The 21,798-nt window shown below is 63.3% G+C and carries 19 protein-coding genes; 4 read left to right on the top strand and 15 right to left on the bottom strand.

Features of this window, described 5'->3' with window-relative positions:
• From HMPREF2993_RS10850 to HMPREF2993_RS10815, 8 genes are all read right to left on the bottom strand, one after another.
• The coding region (locus HMPREF2993_RS10850; protein ID WP_141758298.1) for a transposase family protein at window positions 1-696 on the bottom strand (696 nt) is incomplete at its 3' end.
• A gap of 264 nt (window positions 697-960) precedes the next feature.
• On the bottom strand, window positions 961-1,707 hold the full coding sequence (locus HMPREF2993_RS10845) for a GntR family transcriptional regulator (protein ID WP_046647316.1): 747 nt from the start codon (window positions 1,705-1,707) through the stop codon (window positions 961-963).
• Between the two features lie 56 nt (window positions 1,708-1,763).
• Window positions 1,764-2,438 (bottom strand): SDR family oxidoreductase, encoded by a 675-nt coding sequence (locus tag HMPREF2993_RS10840; protein ID WP_070511984.1) that lies wholly within the window; start codon window positions 2,436-2,438, stop codon window positions 1,764-1,766.
• A gap of 18 nt (window positions 2,439-2,456) precedes the next feature.
• On the bottom strand, window positions 2,457-3,644 hold the full coding sequence (locus HMPREF2993_RS10835) for an alkylhydroperoxidase domain protein (RefSeq protein WP_070702326.1): 1,188 nt from the start codon (window positions 3,642-3,644) through the stop codon (window positions 2,457-2,459).
• Between the two features lie 27 nt (window positions 3,645-3,671).
• Window positions 3,672-5,369: a dipeptide ABC transporter ATP-binding protein gene (locus HMPREF2993_RS10830; protein WP_070702323.1), complete on the bottom strand. Its 1,698-nt coding sequence runs from the start codon at window positions 5,367-5,369 to the stop codon at window positions 3,672-3,674.
• A gap of 1 nt (window position 5,370) precedes the next feature.
• A complete protein-coding gene (locus HMPREF2993_RS10825) occupies window positions 5,371-6,225 on the bottom strand; it encodes an ABC transporter permease (protein WP_070702321.1) in 855 nt (284 codons plus the stop codon).
• Window positions 6,222-7,202, bottom strand: coding sequence for an ABC transporter permease (locus HMPREF2993_RS10820; RefSeq protein WP_070511974.1), 981 nt, complete (start codon window positions 7,200-7,202; stop codon window positions 6,222-6,224). Before HMPREF2993_RS10820 ends, HMPREF2993_RS10825 begins: the two co-directional genes overlap by 4 nt.
• Window positions 7,203-8,906, bottom strand: a complete 1,704-nt coding sequence (locus tag HMPREF2993_RS10815; RefSeq protein ID WP_141758296.1) for a TIGR04028 family ABC transporter substrate-binding protein — start codon at window positions 8,904-8,906, stop codon at window positions 7,203-7,205.
• A 56-nt stretch (window positions 8,907-8,962) separates the two neighbouring features.
• Here HMPREF2993_RS10815 and HMPREF2993_RS10810 point away from each other — a divergent pair, with 56 nt between their 5' ends.
• Complete coding sequence (locus HMPREF2993_RS10810) at window positions 8,963-10,852, top strand: FAD/NAD(P)-binding protein (protein WP_070702318.1); 1,890 nt, start codon at window positions 8,963-8,965, stop codon at window positions 10,850-10,852.
• Between the two features lie 50 nt (window positions 10,853-10,902).
• On the opposite strand, the gene HMPREF2993_RS10805 is transcribed toward HMPREF2993_RS10810, so the two are convergent.
• Window positions 10,903-12,063 carry a cystathionine gamma-synthase gene (locus HMPREF2993_RS10805; protein ID WP_070702316.1) on the bottom strand — a complete coding sequence of 387 codons (1,161 nt, stop codon included), beginning with the start codon at window positions 12,061-12,063 and terminating at the stop codon, window positions 10,903-10,905.
• 206 nt (window positions 12,064-12,269) lie between these two features.
• Here HMPREF2993_RS10805 and HMPREF2993_RS10800 point away from each other — a divergent pair, with 206 nt between their 5' ends.
• A complete protein-coding gene (locus HMPREF2993_RS10800; protein WP_246822437.1) occupies window positions 12,270-13,181 on the top strand; it encodes a mechanosensitive ion channel family protein in 912 nt (303 codons plus the stop codon).
• 2 nt (window positions 13,182-13,183) lie between these two features.
• On the top strand, window positions 13,184-13,573 hold the full coding sequence (locus HMPREF2993_RS10795) for a globin (RefSeq protein WP_070702312.1): 390 nt from the start codon (window positions 13,184-13,186) through the stop codon (window positions 13,571-13,573).
• Here HMPREF2993_RS10795 and ald read toward each other — a convergent pair.
• The gene (ald, locus tag HMPREF2993_RS10790) at window positions 13,570-14,652 is read right to left on the bottom strand and encodes an alanine dehydrogenase (protein WP_070702330.1); all 1,083 of its coding nucleotides are present in this window, start codon (window positions 14,650-14,652) and stop codon (window positions 13,570-13,572) included. The genes HMPREF2993_RS10795 and ald overlap by 4 nt on opposite strands.
• Before the next feature lie 128 nt (window positions 14,653-14,780).
• Here ald and chrA point away from each other — a divergent pair, with 128 nt between their 5' ends.
• The gene (gene chrA / locus HMPREF2993_RS10785; protein WP_070702309.1) at window positions 14,781-15,947 is read left to right on the top strand and encodes a chromate efflux transporter; all 1,167 of its coding nucleotides are present in this window, start codon (window positions 14,781-14,783) and stop codon (window positions 15,945-15,947) included.
• Here chrA and HMPREF2993_RS10780 read toward each other — a convergent pair.
• The 5 genes from HMPREF2993_RS10780 to HMPREF2993_RS10760 all read right to left on the bottom strand — a co-directional run bounded on the left by HMPREF2993_RS10780 (window position 15,944) and on the right by HMPREF2993_RS10760 (window position 21,748).
• Window positions 15,944-16,600: a DUF8185 domain-containing protein gene (locus HMPREF2993_RS10780; protein ID WP_070702307.1), complete on the bottom strand. Its 657-nt coding sequence runs from the start codon at window positions 16,598-16,600 to the stop codon at window positions 15,944-15,946. The two genes, chrA and HMPREF2993_RS10780, sit on opposite strands and share 4 nt — an antisense overlap.
• Complete coding sequence (locus HMPREF2993_RS10775) at window positions 16,590-17,063, bottom strand: acyl-CoA thioesterase (RefSeq protein WP_046647327.1); 474 nt, start codon at window positions 17,061-17,063, stop codon at window positions 16,590-16,592. The genes HMPREF2993_RS10780 and HMPREF2993_RS10775 overlap by 11 nt, the downstream gene beginning before the upstream one ends.
• A gap of 49 nt (window positions 17,064-17,112) precedes the next feature.
• The gene (gene ettA / locus HMPREF2993_RS10770; protein WP_070516054.1) at window positions 17,113-18,783 is read right to left on the bottom strand and encodes an energy-dependent translational throttle protein EttA; all 1,671 of its coding nucleotides are present in this window, start codon (window positions 18,781-18,783) and stop codon (window positions 17,113-17,115) included.
• Window positions 18,784-18,863: 80 nt separating this feature from the next.
• The gene (locus tag HMPREF2993_RS10765; protein ID WP_070702305.1) at window positions 18,864-19,454 is read right to left on the bottom strand and encodes a single-stranded DNA-binding protein; all 591 of its coding nucleotides are present in this window, start codon (window positions 19,452-19,454) and stop codon (window positions 18,864-18,866) included.
• Between the two features lie 221 nt (window positions 19,455-19,675).
• On the bottom strand, window positions 19,676-21,748 hold the full coding sequence (locus HMPREF2993_RS10760; RefSeq protein ID WP_070702303.1) for a bifunctional copper resistance protein CopD/cytochrome c oxidase assembly protein: 2,073 nt from the start codon (window positions 21,746-21,748) through the stop codon (window positions 19,676-19,678).
• Between the last annotated feature and the right edge of the window lie 50 nt (window positions 21,749-21,798).

Below are 21,798 nucleotides of genomic sequence, written 5' to 3'. Positions count from 1 at the left end.
CACCACCTGTATCTGTTCCCGGAAGCTGGGGTCGCGCTCTTTAAGCCACCCGCTGAGCACGTCTGCGGACCTGCCCGGTCGCATGTCTAACAAGCGTGCAGGCCCACGCCCGTCCACCAGCGGGGTGAGGTCAACGAGTATGGTCACCAGGTTTGATGCCTGGCCTGGTTTTCTGGTGTGTTTCCATACATGTTCATCGACTCCAAGGACGCGAACTCCGTCTAGGTGGTGAGGGTCGCCGTAGACAAGCTGGCGGCAGGCATCTAGTGCGACTTTATTGACCAGGTCCCAGCCCACACCGAGTGCTTTGGCGGTCGCTGACACACTCATCCGGTCAATAGCGAGGCGCTGCAAGATCCAGCGGGTGACCCGATAAGTGAGCTTGGCGCCGTCATCCGCGCAGGTTAAAGATTCTTGGAAGATCTTCCTCTTGCATGAGTCGGCTGTGCATAAGAATCTGGGGACTTTTACGTGCAGCCTAGTGGGGAATCCAACGACAGGAAGATCAACGAGTCGACGGGTGATGTGGTCGCGCAGCTTTCCTGACTGTCCGCAGTCCGGGCACACGCCGCTAACGGCTACTGGCGTAGCCTCAATGATGGTCAACGCTCCGGCATCGGCAGCACCGGTGATGGCAAGTCCGATTTCCGCGGTACGGCAGATGGTGTCAGCAACGAGGTTTCCAGTAGGCTTCACAGTACGGGTTCCTGGTGGGTTTAGATGGTTGTGTAGGAACTTTCATCTTCACACCAGGGACCCCTACATGTTGTGGTGACCCGCCGAACCCGTCGAGCTCTACCTCACCCCGCTACGCACCCCAAAACCGGAAGAGCCGGTTAAGCCCTTAAAGAACGAAACCCGCCAACCGAAAGATGGCTGACGAGTTGGCGTGCTTTAACGCCTCCCCAAAGGGACACACCTAATGACGGCTGCCCCCGCAGGGTCGCAGACTCATAGTGATTAGTCGAGGGTCGGCGTGGGGTCCTCGCCGATGACAACTTCCACCGTGACCGCATCGGGGCGCAGGGTCTCTTCCAACTGGGCAGCTACGACACCGCCCTCTGCCTTGACGGTTCGCGTAATGCGCAAGACCGGTTGGTTGCGTCCAACGCCCAGGGCTTTCTGCTCCTCCGTGCGCGCGGTGGCGGCCACGAGAGAATCCCGCTTAAATACGGGTGCCAGGTCAAGCTCCGTCAATAATTCAGTCAGCGGCTTCTGCATTTCCTCTTCCGTGAGGCGCGGTGCCAAGGCCTGCGGGATAAGAAGCGTGGAGGCCATGATGGGCGATCCTTCAGTCATCTGCACCGTGCGGCATTCCCACACGGCATCGCCTTCTTCAATCCCAAAGGTGGAGGCGAGGTGCCCGGGTGTTTCAATAAGCGTCAGCGACAGCACCCGCACCTCAACCTCAAGACCATGCTCCCGTAATTGGTCAAGCGCGCTGCGCCCGCTCGTCAGGCTCAACGTCGGCGGGGTGGCACGCACGAAGGTGCCGCCGGTGCGCCCGCGCTTGCGGTCGATAAGTCCCTCGATCTGGACGATGTCCAGGGCGTGGCGCACTGTCATGCGCGCCACCTTGTATTCCTGAACCAATTCCCGCTCCGTGGGGAAGCGATCACCCGGCTTCAGTTCGCCGGATTCAATCTTGCTCCGCAGCGAATCCGCGATCACCAAATAGGCGGGGCGGCGGCGTTGAGAGGTGGACACGCCTCATAACTGTACCGTGTGCTGGGTTTTTCGCATCTTGAGAGAAAACGCGCCACCTACTTGCGCTGGTTTAGCTCAATGCGTGGGCGCACGCGGATCTCAGTGAGCTGCGTGGTAGGGCCGGCATCAACGGTGGCGCGGATAGCCTTCGCCACCTCGACTGGGGCGATGACATGCTCCGGGTTGTAGTCCTGCAGGCCCTGCAGCATCGGGGTATCCGTCGGGCCCGGCGCGACGGTGGACACGCGGATGCCGAGCTCGCCGAGGCGCAAGCCGTCGGCAAGCGCGTACAAAGCATGCTTCGTGGCGGCGTAAATGACGTTGTCACCATAGGAGTGAATGCCGGCACCGGAGTTAATGAACACCACAAGCCCTTCCGCCGCACGCAGCGCGGGCAGAAGCTGGCGGGTCAGCTCGGCTGGCACGTGCACGTTGAGGTCCATCTGCGCGCGCCAATCCTCTGGCCTAGCGCTTTCCACAGAGCGCTTATCCGCCCGCGCCGCCGCATGCACGAGCACGTCGACGCGTTCAAGCGAAGCCAGTTCGGTGGGGAGCGCTGCGCCGTCGAGAAGCGACAGCAAGTCGATTTCCACCGGCACGATGTTCTCCGCCTCCGGCAGCTCCCCGGCGCGCCGGCCCAGGGCATACACGCGGTGGTCCCGGGCAAGATCCTTGATGATCTCCGCGCCCATTCCACCCGTCGCACCAGTTACAACGGCAGTTTTCACCATGGTTGTTCCTCCTTCTCGTTAGCGGAAACGCTTCGGTACATCCGGCTCCCCCAGCGTCAGCATCAGGCGGTTGGCCCAGTTGAAGAACGCGGAGGAATTGATGACATCGATGATGGCTAGGGTATCGAATCCCACGGCCTCGAGGCGCTCAACGTGGGAGGCGTCGAACGCAAAGGGAGACTCGGTCAGGGCCAGAGCGGCATCGCGGATGGCAGACCACTGCGCCGAGCCCAGGTCAGCATCTACGCCTTCCTCGAGCAGGCGGTCAATCGCCGCGGCGTCACCGCCCTCCTCCTTCGCGCGCTGCTGGTGCACCGACGCGCAGTACTCGCAACCGTTGAGGCGCGAGACTACCGTGGCGGCCAGCTCACGCTCGGCGCGGCCGAGGCCGCCGTCGGTGTTGTAGAAGATGTCCAGGTCCGTGAGCGTGCGCGCCTTGAGCGCTGCTGGGTCGCGGGCTAGCAGGCGGAAGTACTCCATGTCGATGCGCTCGGGCTTAATCAGCGCATCACGCTGCGCGTCCGTGAACTCCTCCTTCGGCTGCGGCGGCACCCAGGGCTTCCAGCCCAGCGAGTGCGCCACAAAGCCCTGCGGCTTGACGACGTCCGGCACCAACGTCCCCTCCCCCGGCACCCACTCCGGGGTCTGGGTGGGGCGCGGCGCCTCAGTCACGGGCGCGGGCTGCGCGGCACCGGCAAGCACGGAGAGGCCGTACACCACGCGCAGCTGGAAGGATAGGAAGCTGACCAGCTGCGCCAGCGTCACGATGTCATCGTTGGACCACCCGGCCGCCTGCAGGTGACCAATCGCAGCCGGGGAGGCGTCCTTGGGGTGGAAGACCAGAAGGTGGGCGAAGTCAAGGGCGGCGGCGAGGCGCGGTGAGCCCTCGAAAAGCGTGAAGCCGCCATCGATGTACGGGCCGCTGGTGATGCCGCGCTCTACAGCGCGGGCTATCTCGGCGGCGAGCTCCTCCGATTCCTCCGCCAGCAGGTCAGAATAAAAGGCGACGGCAGGAGCCGCCTGATACACGCCCGCAACAAACGTCGCGATAGCGTAGCGCTCCGCATAGCTAAACGTGCCGGGCGCTGAAGGCTCGAGGAGCGCGGCGAAGGAGGCTTGTGCGTTCTCCTTTGCTTCGGGCCGGCGCTCGCGCAGCTGAGCCACGTCTCCCTCAACACCCGCCAACAGGTTTATGATGTCTGCCATGAATTAATCCTTTCGTTTTCGCCCAGGCTACAGGCCCAGGTTGAGGTCGCCGGCGCGGTAGCGCGAGCCGGGGATGGCCTCGATGAGCTTCCGGGTAAACGGTGACTGCGGGTTGCTGAAGACCTCTGCCGTAGGCCCGCACTCCACCTGCTGGCCCTTCGAGAGCACCGATACGGTATCGGAGATTTGGTTGACCACCGCGAGGTCGTGCGAGATGAAAATGTAGGTCAGACCGAGCTCCTCCTGCAGCCGGGCCAGCAGCCGCAGAATCTGGGCCTGCACGGTGACGTCGAGGGCGGAGACTGCCTCGTCGAGGATGACCAGCTCCGGCTCTACAATCATGGCGCGGGCAATCGCCACGCGCTGGCGCTGACCGCCGGAGAGCTCGCGCGGACGGCGGTCGTAGTAGTCCGGGTTCAGCGCCACCAGGTCCAAGAACTCCTTGGCCTTTTCCTTGGCCGCGCTTGCACGCTCCCCCTTCAAATTCCGCAGCGGCTCCGCCACCGTCTGGCCAATCGTCTGCTTGGGGTCCAGGGAGCCATAGGGGTTCTGGTAGACCAGCTGGATGTTGTTGCGCTCTTCGCGCAAGGCCTTACCGCGCAGACCCACGATGTCGCGCCCGCCGACGGTGATGTTGCCCGATGTCGGGGTGTTGAACATGGCGATGCTGCGCCCCGTCGTGGTCTTGCCGGAGCCGGATTCGCCCACGATGGCGTGGGTGGATCCCTTGGCCACGGTGAAGGAGATGTCATCGACCGCGGTGAAGTCGCCGAAGCGCTGGGTCAGGCCTTCCACGCGCACCAGTGGTTCGCCGGCATCCCGAGCAGTCGCCGCGACGTGGGGAACAGAAGAAGCGCGTTCAGCGGTTGCGCCAGCCTTCGCAACAGCGCCGGTGGTTGCTGTGCGGGCGTCGGCGACGGTGAGGGAGGGGGCGTCGGCAAGCAGGCGTTTGGTGTAGTCGTGGCGCGGGTTCGTCAGCACCGTGGCGGCTAGGCCCTCCTCGCGCAGCTGGCCGGACTCCATGACCACGACGCGGTCGGCGCGGTCACCGGCCACGGCGAGGTCGTGGGTAATGAAGAGGATGCCCATGCCGAGCTCCGCGCGCATGTCATCGAGGAGGTCGAGGATGATCTTCTGCACGGTGACATCCAGCGCGGAGGTGGGCTCATCGGCGATGATGAGGTCGGGCTCCAGCGCCACGGCGGCGGCGATGAGCACGCGCTGCTTCATGCCGCCGGACAGCTCGTGCGGGTACTGGTGATAGCGGCGCGCAGGGTCATCGATGCCGACGCGCTCCAGCAACTCCAACGCCTTAGCCTTGCGCTCGGCCGCAGTACCAACCTTGTGGATGCGCAGCCCCTCCTCCACCGAGGCGCCGATGGTCTGCACCGGGTTGAGGGAGTTGTTCGGGTCCTGCGGGATGAGGCCGATGCGCCGCCCACGCAGCTCACGCCACTCGCGGCGACGCAGCGAAGTGATATCGCGGCCATCGAAGGTGATGGTTCCGGCATCGATGGTGGCATTCGAGGGCAGCAAGCCGATGGCTGCCATGGCGGAGGTGGTCTTGCCGGAGCCGGACTCGCCCACGATGGCGGTCATCTGCCCCGGGTGAACCTCGAGGTTGACGCCTTGCACGGCGGAAACGTCACCACCTGCGGTCGAATAGGACACGTTCAGATCCCGCACGCTGAGCAGGGGCTGCGCTGCATTTTTTATAACAGTCATGTTAGGCCTCCACGGGGAAGTTCTGGGACAGGCGGTTGGCGGACATCACCACGGCGACCAGCGCAATGCCGGGCAGGATGATGAGCCACCAGGCGGTGGCCATGAAGTCGCGGCCCTCGGCGATAATGAGGCCCCATTCCGGGGTCGGCGGCGGGGCGCCATAGCCCAGGAAGCCGAGGATGGACAGCTGCAGGATCGCGGTGCCGAACTGCAGGGTAGCCAGGGCGATAACCGGAGTGAGTGAATTGGGAAGGATGTGGCGGAAGAGCACGGTGGCGTGGGTGGCGCCAGCGCCGTATGCGGCCTCGATGTAGTCCGAGCTGGCCACGGAGATCACTTGGGAGCGGGCCAGGCGCGCGAAGGTCGCGACCGAGGTCGCGCCGACGGCCACCGCCGCCTGCACCGAGCCGAAGCCCAGCACGATGATGATGGACAGCGACAACAAGATGCCGGGGATGGACAGCAGCACGTCGACGACGCGCATGAGCACGCTATCCACCGCTCCTCGCAGGGAGCCGGCGAGAAGACCGATCAGCGTGCCGACGACGAGGCCGACAGCCACGGCGATCAGCGCGCCGAGCAACGACTGGCGGGCACCGTAGACGATGCGCGCATACAGGTCGCGGCCCACCGCGTCCGTTCCCATGAGGTGGCCGGACTCCCCCGGCGCCAACAGGGCTACGTCGGTGCCCGCGTACGGGTCAGCCGAGGTAAACAGGCTCGGGAACAGGGCGGCCAAGAACGCCACCGCGAGGACGATAATGGCGATGACGGAACCCGGCGCGAGCCATGGGTTGGCCTGCCCCGCGGGAGCGCGGCGCGAGGTTCGCAGGGGTTTGGTGAACGTCACACTCATGAGCGCACCGTCCTTTCTTCAGTGGCGGCAGCGCGGCGTTTCGGGGAACCGGCGCGCAGGCGGGGATCCAGTACCGGGTAGAGCAGATCCACGACGAGGTTGATGATGATGTAGGAAGTTGCGGCGATGAGAACCACCGCCAGCAGCACCGGGGTATCGCGGTTAGCCACCGCTTGGGCCACCATGTAGCCCAAGCCGGTACGGCCGAAGACGGTTTCGGTCACCACGGCACCGCCGACGAGCTCACCAAAGAGCAGGCCCGCCATGGTCAAGGTAGGCAGCAGCGAATTACGCAGGACGGTGCGCCAGAAGATCCAGGACTCCGAGGCACCACGAGAGCGCACCGCCTGGACGAAGGGCCGCGACTGCGTCTCATCAATGGAGCGAATCAGAACCTGGATGAGCGGTGCGGCCATGGGCACGGACAGCGTCAAGGTCGGCAGGATGAGGCCTTCGACAGACCCAGGTTCGATAACGCGCACCCAGCCCAGCTGGAAGGAAAAGAACTGGATGAGCAGGATCGCGATCCAGAAGCCGGGCAGCGAGACCATGAAGGAAGGCAGACCCCGGAAGAAGGAGCCGATGGCGCCGAGACCGGGCAGCGTGGCAAGGAAGGCGACGAATACGGCCACGATGAGTGCCAAGCCGATGGCGCTGATGGCCAGGATGAGGGTGTGGGGAAGGGCGTCGGCAAGCAGCGTAGCCACCGGGGCGCCGGACTGCGTGGAGTTACCAAAGTGCCCGGTGAGGAAGCCGCCCAGGGAGGTGAAGTACTGCACTACAAGCGGCTTGTCGACGCCCATCTCCTCCCGAATAGCCTCAATCTCCGCCTGGGATAGGCCCAGGGCGGGATCGCCGAAGCGGGACTGCACGGCATCCGACGGCAGCGCCGAAAGAAGCAGGAAGGCCACGGTGTAAGTAATGAGCAGCACGAGGAGAGCCTGCCCAATGCGGCTGAAGATCTGGCGGGTTGTCATCTATTTTTCCTCCTCATCCGATGGCGCGGCGTCGATGCTGACCTCGTAGAACCACGGGCGCGCTACCGATTCCGGGCTAAAGCCAGTGATGCCCGGTCGCACGGCGTAGACCACAGGTTCCTCGAAGAGCGGGAGCACGTAGGCCTGCTCCGTGAGGTAGTCCTGCACCTCTTCCGTGGCATTGATGCGGCCTTCTTTATCGGGGGTATCGAGGACGGCGTCGAGAAGCTCCTGCAGGTGCTCGTCGATGGGATTGCCCTCCGCGTCCTGGTTGAGGAAGGCATCGCGGTTGTTGATGCCATAGAGCGAGGTGATGACGTCGTAGTCGGCGCGACCGACCATCGAGTGGTAAATCTGCACCTTGTTGATGTCCTTGGCATCGGCGTTCTGGGTGGCCTGGTCACCGGCGTTGACCTGGATGCCGATGCCCAGCTCACCCAGCTGGTCCTGCACCATGGTCATGACTTCCTTGGAACGCGGCTGCGGCAAGGCGGTGTTAGTGCGCAGGACGAGGCGCTGGCCGTCCTTGACGCGGATGCCATCCGGCCCGGGTTCCCAGCCGGCCTCGTCGAGAAGCCGCTTGGATTCCTCCAGGTCAAAGGTATAGGCGGCGGACTGGTCCTTGTAGGCCAGGCCAGTCTCGGCCACCGTCGAGGTGGCGAGCGGATAAGACTCGGAGAAGAGCACGCGGAGGATCTCCTCGCGGTCCACGCCGTGGATGATGGCCTCGCGCACGCGCTTATCGTGCAGCAACGGGTGATCGAAGCGGAAGGCGAATTGGTTGTTCATGGAGTTCGTGCCGCGGGCAATGATGTTGATGCCCTGTTCCTCAAGCAGCGGCTCCTGCGGAGCGGAGATCTGGCGAGCGATATCGGCCTGGCCGGAAAGGATTGCTCCGGTGCGCACGGATTCCTCGGCGGCGAGGATGTAGTGGACGCCGTCGATCTCCGCACGGCCTTGGTGCTTGACTGCCGGCGGGGCCCAGTCATAGTCCTCGCGGGTCTTAAGCTTAAGGTCGGTGCCGATTTCTTCCGACTCCACTACGAAGGGCCCGGAGCCGATGACGTTGACCGCGTTGCCAGGGCCAAAGCCTTCGTTGTCCAAGGCCAGCGTGGAATCGGAGAGCAGGCCGGCGTTATAGGCGGAGGTGGCTTGGAGGAAACCCGGGGAGGGCTGAGTGAAGTAGAACTTCACGGTGTCCTCGTCCACGACTTCGCCGCGGTCATAGTTGGCGATCTGCTCGGAGCTGGTCAGCGTGCGGGATTTGTCACCGCGCCCGAAGAGATCGAAGTTGGCCACGACGTTCTCGGCGGTCAAAGGAGAGCCATCGGAGTAGGTCACGTCGGTGCGGATAGTAAACGTGTACTCCGTGGCATCCTCGTTAACCTTGGGCATCTCCGTGGCGATCCACGGCGAGAGCTCGAGGGTCTCGGGGTCTTGGTAGAGGAGGCGGTCGGTCAGCTGGTTGACCACGCCACCGTTGGGGTAGAAGCCCGCGGCCGGCGGGTAGAGCGTGCGGAAGAACTGCGGCTCGAGGTAGGTAAGGACGTTGTCCTCCCCTTCCGGCCGGTCCGCAGCAGAGCAGCCCGCTAGGGCAAGGGCTGCTGCCAAGGTGGCGGCGAGTGCGCGTAGAGTTTTCACGGTAATGCTTTCAGAAAGTAGATAGTCGGTGTGCAGTGCGTCTCTGGATTTAACACAACGCATACTGAGCGGTATTATTCCACTAGACAGCACAGTCTAAAAGTTTGAGGTTGATTTATATGCCCGCCATCGCCATCGTCGGGGCCGGCCCGCGTGGTATCTCGCTGGTCGAGCGCCTTGCAGCCCACCTGCGCGCGACCCCCCTTCAGTCACCCCTGCGGCTCCACATCATCGATGATGCCCCGCTCGGCGCTGGCCGCATTTGGGACACCGAACAGACCCGCACGCTGTGCATGAACACATTGGCTGGCGCGGTCACGCTATTCACCGAGCCCGGCTCCACGACCACCGCGCCGGTACTTGAAGGCCCCATCCTCTACGAGTGGATCCAGCTTCTGCGCGGCGAGCGCCCCTCCATCTCCCCCGCCAAGCTGGAGCTTTATGATTCCCACCCGCCGCGCGAGGGGCTCGCCGCCTCTTTTGCCGAAGAGCTCGCGCAGACCCGCCCCGAGTCCAACCCTTCCCGCGCGCTTTACGGCGCCTACCTGGAGTGGGTTTTCGAGGTTGCGCTGGCTCAGCTGCCGGAGAGCGTGGACGTCGTCCAGCACCGCGCCCGCGCGTTGTCCATCGAAGCGGCCGAGGGCCACGATGTCATTGCGCTTTCCGACGCCTCCACCGTCACCGCCGACGCCACCGTCCTGGCCTACGGCTGGCAAGTGCCTGCCCTGAGCGAATCCGAGCGCGCGCTGGCCGAGGCCGCAGATTCCGGCTTGCACTGGGTGCGCCCGGATAACCCCGTGGAGCAGCCGGTGTCTGAGGTCCCTGCGGGCGAGAAGGTCCTGGTCCGGGGCTTGGGCATGGGCTTCTTTGACGTCATGGCGCTGCTCACCATCGACCGCGGCGGCGAGTTCGTCGAGGACCCCTCCACCCGCTCCGGGCTGCGCTACGAGCCGAACGGCGAGGAGCCGCACTTCATCGTCTCCTCCGGCCGCGGCTACCCTTATATCCCGAAGTCGGAGTACCACGCGCTGCCGCCGAAGGCTGAGCTGACCCGCTTCCGTGCCGCAGCCGCCGCGCTCGATCCGAAGGTGGAGCTGGACTTCGGCACGCAGCTGCTGCCGCACATCCTGCGCGATGCCTACGCCGAGTACTACGAAAACCAGGCGCGGGTGGCACCGGATGCTCTGCAGCGCCCGCTCGAGGATATCCTCGCCACGATCGATTCCACGGAGCTCACTGCCCCGGTTCTTCGGGGCATGGCGGATCAGCTGCGCGTCGCGCTCGACGGCGCATCGACTGAGCCGCTCGACCTGGCGCACTGGGCGCACCCGCTGGCGGATTTCGATGGCACTGAGAACGCCGAGCTCACCGAGTACATCGCCGAGGGCCTCGCCCGCGATATCCGGGAGGCCGTCGCCGCCGCCGATTCCCCGCTGAAGTCCGCACTGTGGGCCATCTCGGCCGCGCGCAAGCCCTCCTCCATCGCCGGCTCGGAGGGCCGGATGACGTGGGAGTCCCGCACCAGCACCTACAAGGAGTTCATGGCCTTTGGGCAGATGGTGGGCTCCGGCCCGCCGCTCTTCCGCACCCGTCAGCTGCTCGCGCTTGTCGACGCCGGCCTCGTCACCTTCCTAGGCCAACGCCCCCAGCTGGAGATCGGCGAGAAGTTCACGCTGCGCACCGCGCTCGGCGAAGCTTCCTCCACCTGGCTTATCGACGCCTGGATGCACTCCCCCGATGTCCGCCGCACCGGCGATCCACTCGCGGTGTCCCTCAACGGGCGCGTGCGTGCCTTCGTCGACCACGGCCAGGCCACCGGTTCGCCGGAGACGACGTGGAACCGACGCGTGGTCAACCCGGGCGGCACCGAAGACCCGCGCCTGCACATCGTCGGCATCCCCACCTATGCGCAGTGGCCGGATACCACCATTTCCCCGATGCCCGGCACCGATCCGCTCATGCTGCAGGAAACCGACCGCACGGCCGGATCCCTGCTCAACGCTCTCTAATCAGGCACAGCGCATGCGCCGAGGCTCGAAACCTTAGCGCTGCGGCGGTTTTAGTGAAGGGCGTCGAGGGCCTGCTCCAAGTCCGCGAGCAGGTCATCAATGGACTCGATGCCCACGGAAATACGCACGAGGTCTGCCGGCGGGACGAGCTCGGAGCCCTCCGCGGAGATATGCGTCATGTTCTGAGGGTGCTCGATGAGGGACTCCACACCGCCGAGGGACTCCGCCAGCGAGATGAGCTTGGTGTTGAGGCAAATCTGGCGCGCATGCTCCTCGCTGTGGAAGCGCACGGACATCATGCCGCCGAAGCCGCGCATCTGCTTCTTCGCCAGCTCGTGGCCTGGGTGCGAGGGCAGGCCCGGGTAGAGCACCTGCTTGACCTCCGGGCGAGACTCCAGAAATTCAGCCACTGCCTGTGCATTGGAACAGTGGCGATCCATGCGCACCTCCAAGGTCTTGATGCCGCGGGCGGTGAGGTAGGCGTCGAAAGGCGAGGACACCGCACCAACGTTGCCCTGGAAGTACAGCAGGCGCTCGTCCATCTCTGCCGAGTTGGTCACGACCGCGCCACCCAGCACATCCGAGTGGCCGCCCAGGTACTTCGTGGTGGAGTGCAGGACGTGATCCGCGCCCAGCTCCAAAGGATTCTGCAAGTAGGGCGTGGCGAAGGTGTTGTCGACGACGATCTGGGCGTCGCCAGCCGCCTTGACTGCCTTAGTGACCGCAGCGATATCCGTGATTGTTGTCGCCGGGTTGGTCGGGGTCTCCAACCAAATCAGCTTGGTGTTCTCCTGCAGCGCTGCCTCCACCGCCGCGGTATCGGCGGTGTTGACGATGGAGAGCTCGATGCCCCACTGGCCATAGTCGTGGTGCAGCAAGCGGTACATGCCGCCATAGGCGTCGTTGCCTAGAATCACGTGGTCACCCGGGCGCACGAGGATGCGGATGAGGGTATCCACGGCTGCCATACCCGTGGCGAAACAGCGGGCATACTCGGCGTTCTCTAGCGCCGCGAGGGTCTTCTCTAGGGAATGAACGGTGGGGTTGGCCACGCGACCATACTCGTAGCCGCCGCGCAGCTGCGCCAGGCCATCCTGCTGGTACGTGGTGGAAGCGTAAATCGGTACGTTGATGGATCCCATATAAGGATCCGGCTGGTAACCGGCATGGATGGAGCGGGAGGAAAAGCCAAGAGTGCGGTTGTCAGTCATGAGGCACAAGTCTAGACCAAGCTGTTCAGTTGCGAGAAAGACTAGCTTTTTATATTCAGCTCTCTTCCCTACTATCGATAGGCGTCAGTCGTGAGCGACAAAAAGAAAGGACACGCGTGACTGCATTATCCGCACGCCTAGGCTCAGCCTCCGAAACAACCAACGACGCCGTCGACACGGTCACCCGGTGGTGGCAGACCGAAAACATGCAATCCTGGCTCATCGACAAGCCCATCGGCATCGCGCTCATCCTCATCGTCGCCATCATCGGCAGCTGGCTGCTGCGCCGGCTCATCACCAAGCTGGCCGATAACAGCATCAAGAAGGGTAAGCTCAGCTCGCCGCTCTCTCCTCGCAAAGCTCACCGGACGACCGATAAGGTACTCGAGAAAACGCAAGAGGCACGGCGCACCTCCCGCATCCAGACCCTCGCCGGCGTCGGCCGCTCCGCGGTCGCCATTTTTGTCTGGGTCTGGGCAGTGTTGGCCATCTTGGACAAGCTCGGCGTCAACGTCGCCCCGCTTGTAGCATCTGCTGGCGTGGTTGGCGTCGCCCTTGGTTTCGGCGCGCAAGCATTGGTCAAGGATTTCCTCTCCGGCATCTTCATGCTTATGGAGGATCAGTACGGCATCGGTGACACCATCGACCTCGGTAACGGGGTCTTCGGCGATGTAGAGTCCATTTCCCTGCGTATCACCACGGTCCGCGATATCGATGGCGCGCTGTGGTACGTCCGCAATGGCGAAATCCTGCAGGTGGCCAACCATTCCGACCGCTACTCCGTCGCCCGCGTCCAGGTCCCCATCGCGCTGAGCAACGACCCCACCCGAGCAGTCGACGTCATCACCACCGCAGCAGAAGAAGCCGCCCGCGACTCCGACATCAAGGACTTCATCCTGGCCACCCCCACGGTCAATGGCATGTCTGGCCTGGAAGTGGACCACATGTCCTACCGCGTTTCCGTCAAGACGCTACCGGGCAAGCAGTGGGATGTGCAGCGCGCCATGCAAGCGAAAATCCTCACCGCCATGCATGCGGAAGGAATTACCACGCCCTACCCACGAGGGATGGCTATCTTTGATCTGGAAGAACCGGGCCTTACGCGAAAGGAAGATTAGGCGTGCAACCAACAAGTGTGTACGACGCCGTCGGCGGAATGGAGACCTTTGAGAAACTCGTCGGCGGTTTCTACGCCCAGGTGCGCGAGGATGATCTCATCGGCCCAATGTACCCACAGCAGGACTGGGAGGGTGCACAGCAGCGCCTGACCTGGTTCCTCGTGCAGTACTGGGGTGGTCCACAGCTCTTTTCCGAACAGCGCGGCCACCCTCGCCTGCGCATGCGCCACGCGCCCTACCCCATCGACATGGCCGCTCACGATCGCTGGCTCGAGCTCATGGGCAACTCATTGGCACAGATCGACGAGGAGACCATCCCGCCGGCCTATCGCGCCATGATCTGGGATCACATGGAGCGGGTCGCAGCGATGCTCATCAACCGCGCCCCTTAAAGCCCGAAGGCCTCCTTCACCGGCTGGGACAGCAGCTCTCCCCCACGAGTCATGAGGCCGTTGGCCAAGCCTGGGAAGCGCTCCACCGCACCATCGAAGCCGTCGGCAGCCACTGCGCGAATGTAGGGCAGAGTGGCAGAACCCAGCGCGCGGGCGGAGGTGTTCGCCACCGCGCCCGGCATGTTCGCGACGCAATAGAAGATGGTGTCGTGCACCTTGAAGGTTGGCTCGTCGTGCGACGTCTTGCGGGAGTTTTCGAAGCAACCGCCCTGGTCAATAGCGACGTCGACAAGCACAGCGCCCTTCTTCATCCGCTGGACCACATCCTCGCGCACCAACTTCGGGGCCGCCGCGCCCGGAACCAGAACTGCGCCAATGACCAGATCTGCCTCCAGCAGCTCGGACTCCAACGCCGCGGGGTCCGAGACAATCGTGCGCACGTTGCCCTGGTACTGCTCGTCGAAGCGCTGCAACACGTGCGGGTCAAGGTCCAGCACGGTTACCTCCGCGCGCAGACCGTGCGCCATCGCCACCGCAGAAGCTCCCACCTGGCCGCCACCGATGACGACAACGCGGGCCGGCCGCGTGCCCGGTACACCGGCTACCAACAATCCGCGCCCGCCCTCAGTAGACAGCAGGTGGTGCGTACCCTCAGTAACCGCGAGGCGACCAGCCACCTGGGACATCGGGGTCAGCAGCGGCAGCGTGCCGTGGGAATCGGTTACGGTCTCATAGGCCACAGCGGTGGTGCCGGCCTTCATGAGTGCTTCCGTCAGCGGGCGGTCTGCGGCCAGGTGCAGGTAAGTAAACAGCAGGAGGTCTTCGCGCAGGTAGCCGTACTCGGATTCGAGAGGCTCCTTGACCTTGACCACCATATCCGCCGCCCAGGCCTCCGCAGCGGAAGGGACAATGGTCGCGCCGACGGCTTCATAGTCGGAGTCCGGGAATGAGGCGCCTTCCCCGGCCGCTGTTTCCACCAGGACCTCGTGACCGTCCTTGATCAAGATGTCCGCGGCACTAGGAGTAAGGGCGACGCGGTTTTCGTTGTTCATGATTTCTTTGGGTACAGCAATACGCATGGTGAGAGCCATCTCCTTTTGTTGAAGAAAACTGAATTCGACCCCTTCAGAGTAACGCAGATCACCTCCTGCGTGCGTCGCTCTTGTTCACCGAGCGGGGTGATTCTTAAAGAATTAGTATGCGGAGCATGAGCACACTAGGCGATGTACGGCGCTCCTTCCTCCCCCTCGGGTGGACTGCGTTTGGCGGGCCGGCTGCCCACCTGGGTTATTTCCGCGCTGAGTTTGTCAGCCGCCGGAAGTGGCTCAGCGATTCCGCCTATGCAGATCTCGTGGCCATGTCCCAGTTTCTCCCCGGCCCGGCTAGCTCGAAGGTCGGGATGGCGCTGGGCTACGGGCGCGCGGGCCTCCTGGGCCTCATCTATTCATGGTTCCTGTTCACCTTCCCCTCCGCACTCATCCTCACCCTGTTTGGCCTCCTCGTTGCACCCAACAATGGGTGGATCCAGGGCATCTTAGGGGGACTCCTCGCTGCCGCCGCCGGTGTGGTGGTCCACGCCATCGTGGGGATGGCAAAGAAGCTCCTGCTTACCCCCACCGCGTGGGCGCTTGCGCTCATCAGCGCCGCTGTGCTGCTCGTCGCCGGGTCCGCGTGGCAGCTGGCTGTCCTCGCCGTGGCTGGAGTGCTTGGGGCAACCGTGTTGAGAACATGGCTGCCGACGACCTCGGCGCCCGCCGCCGATAGTGGCCCGCGCGCGGTGCCCGCCCGCCTGGCGTGGGGCTGTGTAGCAGCGTTCTTCCTCCTGTTGGGCGGGTTGGCGGTGGGGGCACAGCTTAGCGACGCCTACCTCATCACCCGCGCCAACGCCTTCTACCAGTCCGGCGCCCTGGTCTTTGGCGGCGGGCACGTGGTCCTGCCACTGCTGGAGGAACAATTCGTCGGCGCGGGCTGGCTCAGCCAGCAGGAGTTTCTCGCGGGCTACTCGGTAGCCCAGGGCGTGCCGGGGCCGCTGTTTACCTTCGCGTCTTACCTTGGGGCGGTCGACGGCGGGATCGGCGGAGCGCTCCTGGGGACCGTTCTTATCTTCGTGCCGGGCGCCTTACTCACGCTCGCGGCTTTGCATTTGTGGGCGCGCTGGAATCATCTCGGTTGGCTGCGCGGCGCGTTCTCGGCCATCAACGCGGCCGTGGTCGGCCTGCTCATCGCGGCGCTCTGGGATCCCATCATCACCCACGGGGTGACAGGGTGGGCTTCGGCGCTCATTGCAGTCGGCGCGGGCATAGCCCTCTTCTGCAAGGCCCCGCCGTGGACGGTCGCCGTCGGCGCCGCACTGGCGGGATTCGTACTGCTCTAGAACAGTGACAGGCGCGTCGAGTGGTAGACGCTGCCATAGGGCGCGTCTAGGCGAACCCAGCGCCCCTTGCCGGACACGCGCAAGTGACGGGGGATCTTGAGTGATGCGGCAAACCCCGGAATGAGGCCGAGGCTGGTGCAGGCGAAGATCATCCGCATGGGAATCTCCACCTGCGCCTCCGAGCTCTCCACGGTGAGCACTGTCTGATTCAACAGGCTTTTTGGCGGGCCCATCGGCCCTGAAAACTGGCGGGCCAGCTGGCGGCCCTTATCGGCGAGCTCGCGAACGACGTCGACCGGCAAGGAATCGATCTCGCGGAATCCCTGCGCCGGCGGCAACGCGCCTGGCCACGATGGATCGCGCGCCGGCCCCAGCGAAAGCTCCACTCCGTCCTCCGCAAGGACAGGGTCGGGGGCGGTGTGGAGGGCGTCGGCAAGCGCTTGCGCGGACACCACTGCCCCGTCGCGGCCCACGGTGCCTCCGCACCGCCGTGCCACAACGACATCGAAGGGCGTCGTGACAAAGACCTCGACCTGGTTGGCGTCATGCTGGCGCAGACGCACCGAGGCTGAGGCATCGAGCCCCGTCGCGCGGGCGAGGAGGGCACGCAGCCCTCCCCCACCGCTGCGCACTCGGAGAGTTTCACTCTCCATGATCGCGCTGCTCATCCAGCTCGACGACGGCGTGTTCCAGGATGATGTTGCGCTCCTCCTCAGTAACCTCGCGCGGCATCTGTGTACCCGGGTCGATGGCGACCTGCACGCAGTCGATGACGCAAGCCACCTGGCCCTGGGCGTCCTTAATCTTTTGGCGGGTGGTGAAGGAGGTGGTGCCAAGACGCACCACCGTGGTTTCCACCGTCACCGTGCCGTGGCGTCCATCCCACTTGATGGGGCGGACATAGTCCGCGTCGATATGGCGGACGAATGCCACCATGTTGACACCGCGGGCGTAGAAGTTGTGCATGGCAAAAGCCAAGCGCGCCTCCTGCGCCAGCTCGATGAAATTGGAGTTCATCATGTGGCCGTACATGTCGAAGTCCGACCAGCGCACACCTACGGTGAGCGCATGGACATTGTCCGTGGTCTTTTCCGACACAACCTTTTGAGCGGACATTCCAGGTTCCTTTCGGAGTTCTTCCTCTGAGTGTTAGGGCCAGTTCGCCCTAACGGCTGAGCTTGCGGTGGGTAACGCGAGACGGGCGGGCAGCTTCCTCACCGAGGCGCTCAACCTTGTTCTTCTCGTAGTCACCGAAGTTGCCCTCGAACCAGAACCACTGACCTTCTGCCACGTTGCCCTCCCAGGCCAGGATGTGGGTACAGGTGCGGTCGAGGAACCAGCGGTCGTGAGAAATAACCACGGCGCAGCCGGGGAACTTCTCCAGGGCGTTTTCCAGCGAGCCCAGGGTTTCCACGTCCAAGTCGTTGGTCGGCTCATCGAGGAGGATCAGGTTGCCGCCCTCTTTAAGGGTCAGGGCCAGGTTCAAGCGGTTGCGCTCACCGCCGGAGAGAACCTTGGAAGGCTTCTGCTGATCGGCACCCTTGAAACCGAAAGCGGAGAGGTAAGCGCGGGACGGCATTTCGTTCTGGCCGACGTGAATGTAATCCAGCCCGTCGGAGACTACCTCCCACACGGTGGCCTCGGGGTCGATGTTCTCGCGGCCCTGGTCAACATAGGACAGCTTGACGGTCTCGCCGACGTCCACGCTGCCGGAATCCGGCTGCTCCAGACCCACGATGGTCTTGAACAGCGTGGACTTACCCACACCGTTCGGGCCGATCACGCCGACAATGCCGTTACGCGGCAGGGTGAAGGACAAGTCCTTGATGAGCACACGATCATCGAAGCCCTTGGTCAGGTTCTTGACCTCTACCACCTTGTTGCCCAGGCGCGGCGGGGTCGGAATCTGGATCTCCTCAAAGTCCAGCTTCTTGTACTTCTCGGCTTCCGCAGCCATCTCCTCGTAGCGCTGGAGACGGGCCTTGTTCTTGGCCTGGCGGGCCTTCGCACCGGAGCGAACCCATGCGAGCTCGTCCTTGAGGCGCTTCTGCAGCTTCTTGTCCTTGGCACCGGCAATTTCCAGACGCTCAGCCTTCTTCTCCAGGTAGGTGGAGTAGTTGCCCTCGTAGGGGTAGAGCTTGCCGCGGTCAACCTCACAGATCCAGCCCGCGACGTGGTCGAGGAAGTAACGGTCGTGGGTCACGGCCAGGACCGCACCCGGGTAAGACTCGAGGTGCTTCTCCAGCCACTGGACAGACTCGGCGTCCAGGTGGTTCGTGGGCTCGTCGAGCAGCAGCAGGTCGGGCTCACTCAGCAACAGCTTGGCCAGCGCGACGCGGCGGCGCTCACCACCGGAGAGGTTGGTTACCGGGGCATCGGACGGCGGGCAGCGCAGTGCTTCCATAGCCTGCTCGATCTTGGAATCGACCTCCCAGGCATCGGCGGCGTCGAGCTCCTCCTGCAGCTTGCCCATTTCCTCCATGAGCTCGTCGGAGTAATTGGTGGCCATCTCCTCCGCGATCTCCTCGAAGCGCTGCTTCTTCTGGAAGATTTCACCGAGGCCTTCTTCGACGTTTTCGCGGACCGTCTTCTCCTCATTGAGCGGCGGCTCCTGGAGGAGTATGCCGACCGTCTTGCCCGGATCCAGGAAAGCCTCACCGTTGGAAGGCTGATCAAGGCCGGCCATGATCTTGAGGATCGAGGACTTACCTGCACCGTTGGGGCCCACGACGCCAATCTTGGCGCCCGGGTAGAAAGCCATGGTGACGTTATCCAAAATAACCTTGTCACCGATGGCCTTACGCACGTTTTTCATCGTGTAGATGAATTCGCCCATGTTTCACCCTTTGCTTCTGTCAGGATTGGTAAATAACAGTACAAAGACTACATCACATGGGCGGTGGTGGTCCTCTGTCCTTAGGCCATCGCGCCCTCAGGTTCCGGTTCGACGTGTGACTCGGCCGCGGACTGCGCTTGCTGACGGTCCGCCGCGGTGTCCTGCGGAGTATCTCCCGACTGCAGGGCAGCTGGCATTGCTTCATTCTCCGTGGTGCTGGGTGGTGCCGTGTAATCTACGTCCGGCACCGGTGGATTCTCCCCCAGCCAGAGGGCTTCACTGCCCTCCTCACCGTAAGAGGTACCAATTTTGGTGGAGGTGATGCAGAAGCGGTTGAGGTCGAGTCCCACGTGGGCAATCTTGATATAGGTCCTGGAGCGCGTCGCTCCGTGCTGATCCTCCCATCGATCCGTGACGATGGAGCCCATAACAAAGACCGGCATGCCCTTAAATAGGGACTTCTTGACGTTGATGGCGCACTGGCCCCACACCTCGCCGTCGATATAGTTGAGGTCCAGCTCTCGCCACACCGTCTTGCCTTCTTCATCCTTTTCCGGAACGCTGCGGGAGGAGGCAAAGCGCAGGCGGGCCTTGTACATGGTGTCGCTAATCTTGGTCAGGTGCGGGTCGTGGGTCAAACGCCCAGTAAGTGAGATTGGGTATTGAGACATTGCGTGATTCCTTTGCCATGTGTGGTTGGTGATCTTCTTGAGTGTGAGGAAGCAATACGCCTCCCTTACCTCGCATCATCGCCACCGATCACCGCACCCGCAATAGCGTCACAGCGAACCTGTGGATAACTTGTTGAAAGACTCAACAAAATATCCATTCGCACAGTTCAAAGACCCTTTTCCATCACCCTGGACGCGCCAGCTCTCTAGTGCTGGCGCCCCTAGTGCTGGCGGAAGCTGGAATCGTCACCTTCATTCATCTGCTTGAGCATGGCGTTATAGCTTGCCAAGTCGGCATCGCCGTCAACATCCGCCTTAGCATCGTGGCGGCGAGCGGTGGCGCGATCCTCTCGCAGCCAATCCAGGAATAGTGAACCAAACACGATCACCAGCGGGAACTGGCCAAAGCCCCACGAAATACCGCCGCCGGTGCGCTGATCCGTGACAAAGTCCGGGTTCCACGGCAGGTTCAAGGATTCATAGAAATCCAAGCCCAGAATAACCTGCATCTGCATGAGGTAGACACCGGCGAACAGGTGCAGAGGCATCGACACAAACAGGATCAGTAGGCGAACGCCAGTGGGCGCGCGCCATGGCAACGGATCCGGGCCAATAACCTCCCAGTAGTAGATGTAGCCGGAAATCAGGAAGACCCAGTTCATGATGACGTGCCCGGCATGTTCCGAAATGGCAACCTCGTAGAAGCTCGGAAAGAGGTAGAGCACGTAGAGAATGGCCAGAAACTGCAGGACATTGACCGCCGGATGCGTCAGGACGCGCAGCGTGGTGGATTTGGTGAGGGCGACAGCGGCGTCGTGAAGCGTGGACTTGCCCGGCTCGCCCGGTTCAAACGCCTCCATGACCAAGGTCACTGGGGCACCCAACACGAGGCAAAGCGGAATCGCCATGGACAAAATCATGTGCACCAGCATGTGCATGGAGTACAGCGCCGGCATGTACAGACCAATACCGTTGCTCATGATGATGGTCATGCCCAACGAGCCCAACAGGAACCAGGTCGTGCGCCCCGCCGACCACGTCAGCCCGCGCTGCTTCAGGCGCCACAACGCATAGAGATAGAAACCGGCCAGCACGAGGCCGAGCGAGCCAAACATGAGGTCGAAGCGGAACATGGTCCACACGTTGGTGGCTGTCGGGGCGTCGAAAAGCTCGTAGCCCACCAGAATCTGCATGGCATTAAGGTTCGGGTCGCGCGGCGGTGGCGGCGGCGTGCGCCCCATCGAGATGGCAACTCCAACGGTGGCCGCCATGATGAGGACCTCCACCACGGCCACCCTGATGAACAGGCGCGGGGCGTTCGTCAGCTGCGGGATGGTGACGCGACGGTGCACAAACCCAATAGCCGCCAACACCACCGTGAGCACCGCTTTGCTCAACACCAGCAGACCATAGCGGGTAGTAAAGAGATCTCCCAGCTCAACCCGAATCAGCGCGTTGACCACGCCCGTGGCAGTCAGCCCCAGAATGGCTAGGAGGGCAAGCGTGGAATAGCGGCGCACGGCAACGCCCATATCCGGACCAAGACGGCGGCCGTGCGCGATGAGCCCCATGAGCCCACCAACCCACAGCATGATGAAGAACAGGTGCAAGAGCAGTGAGTTCGTGCCGTAGTCATGGTCGCCGCCAGAGGCCGAGTGCCCCTCCATCCCGAGGGGCACGGTGAGCAACAGGGACAGGAAGAACGTAGCGACCTGTCCCGCCCACGTGTGCGCAACAAACCCCGCTACGGCGACGAGCGCTGCAATCCCCGCGGTAAGGAGCCAGACCTGCGACGCCGCAATCTGGCCCCCCGCCATGCCCATCAGCTCCGGGTTAAGGACCTGCCGCAACGGGGTACCGGTGAGATCCGACATAACAAGGGGAACCTCGAGCAAAGACACCACCGCGGCCCCCACAGCGGCCCAGGCACCGGTCCGCGCAGCGATGTGCCCGTCGACGGTGAGACGCGCCTTGATCAAACGCTCGTTGTCCTTATCAGGCACGGCCGGGTAGATCAAGAACGCGCTGGACATGAATGAGCCAATGGACAGCGCCATCAGCATCCAAGCGACGGCACGGAAGAAGGGCAGACCAAAGGTCGTCATGCGCCCCGGGTCGGGGATACCGAGGGCGGCGAGCGAATCTGCAAGGAAGAACAGGGAAATGATCCCGCCCACGAGACCGGCGAAGACGACGAAAGAAAGATTCAACAAACGGGAGGGCCGCGCTCCCGACGCCGAGTGCGCCAGCCCAGGCGAGTACTGTGAGCTGGTGTTTTCCTTCTCTGTGTGCATGGTGGGCAGTCTACCGCCACACATGTTCTCTTACCTAAAAGGTAGACAAC

The sequence above is a fragment of the Corynebacterium sp. HMSC068G04 genome (assembly GCF_001814885.1).
Lineage (GTDB): Bacteria > Actinomycetota > Actinomycetes > Mycobacteriales > Mycobacteriaceae > Corynebacterium > Corynebacterium hiratae.
The sequence above is the reverse complement of the archived record's forward strand: the minus strand, read 5'-3'. Positions and strand labels throughout refer to the sequence as shown.

Bases quoted from the DNA above. Each gene is read 5' to 3' on its own strand.
- HMPREF2993_RS10840 (WP_070511984.1), bottom strand. From the start codon at position 2,438: ATGGTGAAAACTGCCGTTGTAACTGGTGCGACGGGTGGAATGGGCGCG.
- HMPREF2993_RS10835 (WP_070702326.1), bottom strand. From the start codon at position 3,644: ATGGCAGACATCATAAACCTGTTGGCGGGTGTTGAGGGAGACGTGGCT.
- HMPREF2993_RS10830 (WP_070702323.1), bottom strand. From the start codon at position 5,369: ATGACTGTTATAAAAAATGCAGCGCAGCCCCTGCTCAGCGTGCGGGAT.
- HMPREF2993_RS10825 (WP_070702321.1), bottom strand. From the start codon at position 6,225: ATGAGTGTGACGTTCACCAAACCCCTGCGAACCTCGCGCCGCGCTCCC.
- HMPREF2993_RS10820 (WP_070511974.1), bottom strand. From the start codon at position 7,202: ATGACAACCCGCCAGATCTTCAGCCGCATTGGGCAGGCTCTCCTCGTG.
- HMPREF2993_RS10815 (WP_141758296.1), bottom strand. From the start codon at position 8,906: ATGCGTTGTGTTAAATCCAGAGACGCACTGCACACCGACTATCTACTT.
- HMPREF2993_RS10810 (WP_070702318.1), top strand. From the start codon at position 8,963: ATGCCCGCCATCGCCATCGTCGGGGCCGGCCCGCGTGGTATCTCGCTG.
- HMPREF2993_RS10805 (WP_070702316.1), bottom strand. From the start codon at position 12,063: ATGACTGACAACCGCACTCTTGGCTTTTCCTCCCGCTCCATCCATGCC.
- HMPREF2993_RS10800 (WP_246822437.1), top strand. From the start codon at position 12,270: ATGCAATCCTGGCTCATCGACAAGCCCATCGGCATCGCGCTCATCCTC.
- ald (WP_070702330.1), bottom strand. From the start codon at position 14,652: ATGCGTATTGCTGTACCCAAAGAAATCATGAACAACGAAAACCGCGTC.
- chrA (WP_070702309.1), top strand. From the start codon at position 14,781: ATGAGCACACTAGGCGATGTACGGCGCTCCTTCCTCCCCCTCGGGTGG.
- HMPREF2993_RS10780 (WP_070702307.1), bottom strand. From the start codon at position 16,600: ATGGAGAGTGAAACTCTCCGAGTGCGCAGCGGTGGGGGAGGGCTGCGT.
- HMPREF2993_RS10775 (WP_046647327.1), bottom strand. From the start codon at position 17,063: ATGTCCGCTCAAAAGGTTGTGTCGGAAAAGACCACGGACAATGTCCAT.
- ettA (WP_070516054.1), bottom strand. From the start codon at position 18,783: ATGGGCGAATTCATCTACACGATGAAAAACGTGCGTAAGGCCATCGGT.
- HMPREF2993_RS10765 (WP_070702305.1), bottom strand. From the start codon at position 19,454: ATGTCTCAATACCCAATCTCACTTACTGGGCGTTTGACCCACGACCCG.
- HMPREF2993_RS10760 (WP_070702303.1), bottom strand. From the start codon at position 21,748: ATGCACACAGAGAAGGAAAACACCAGCTCACAGTACTCGCCTGGGCTG.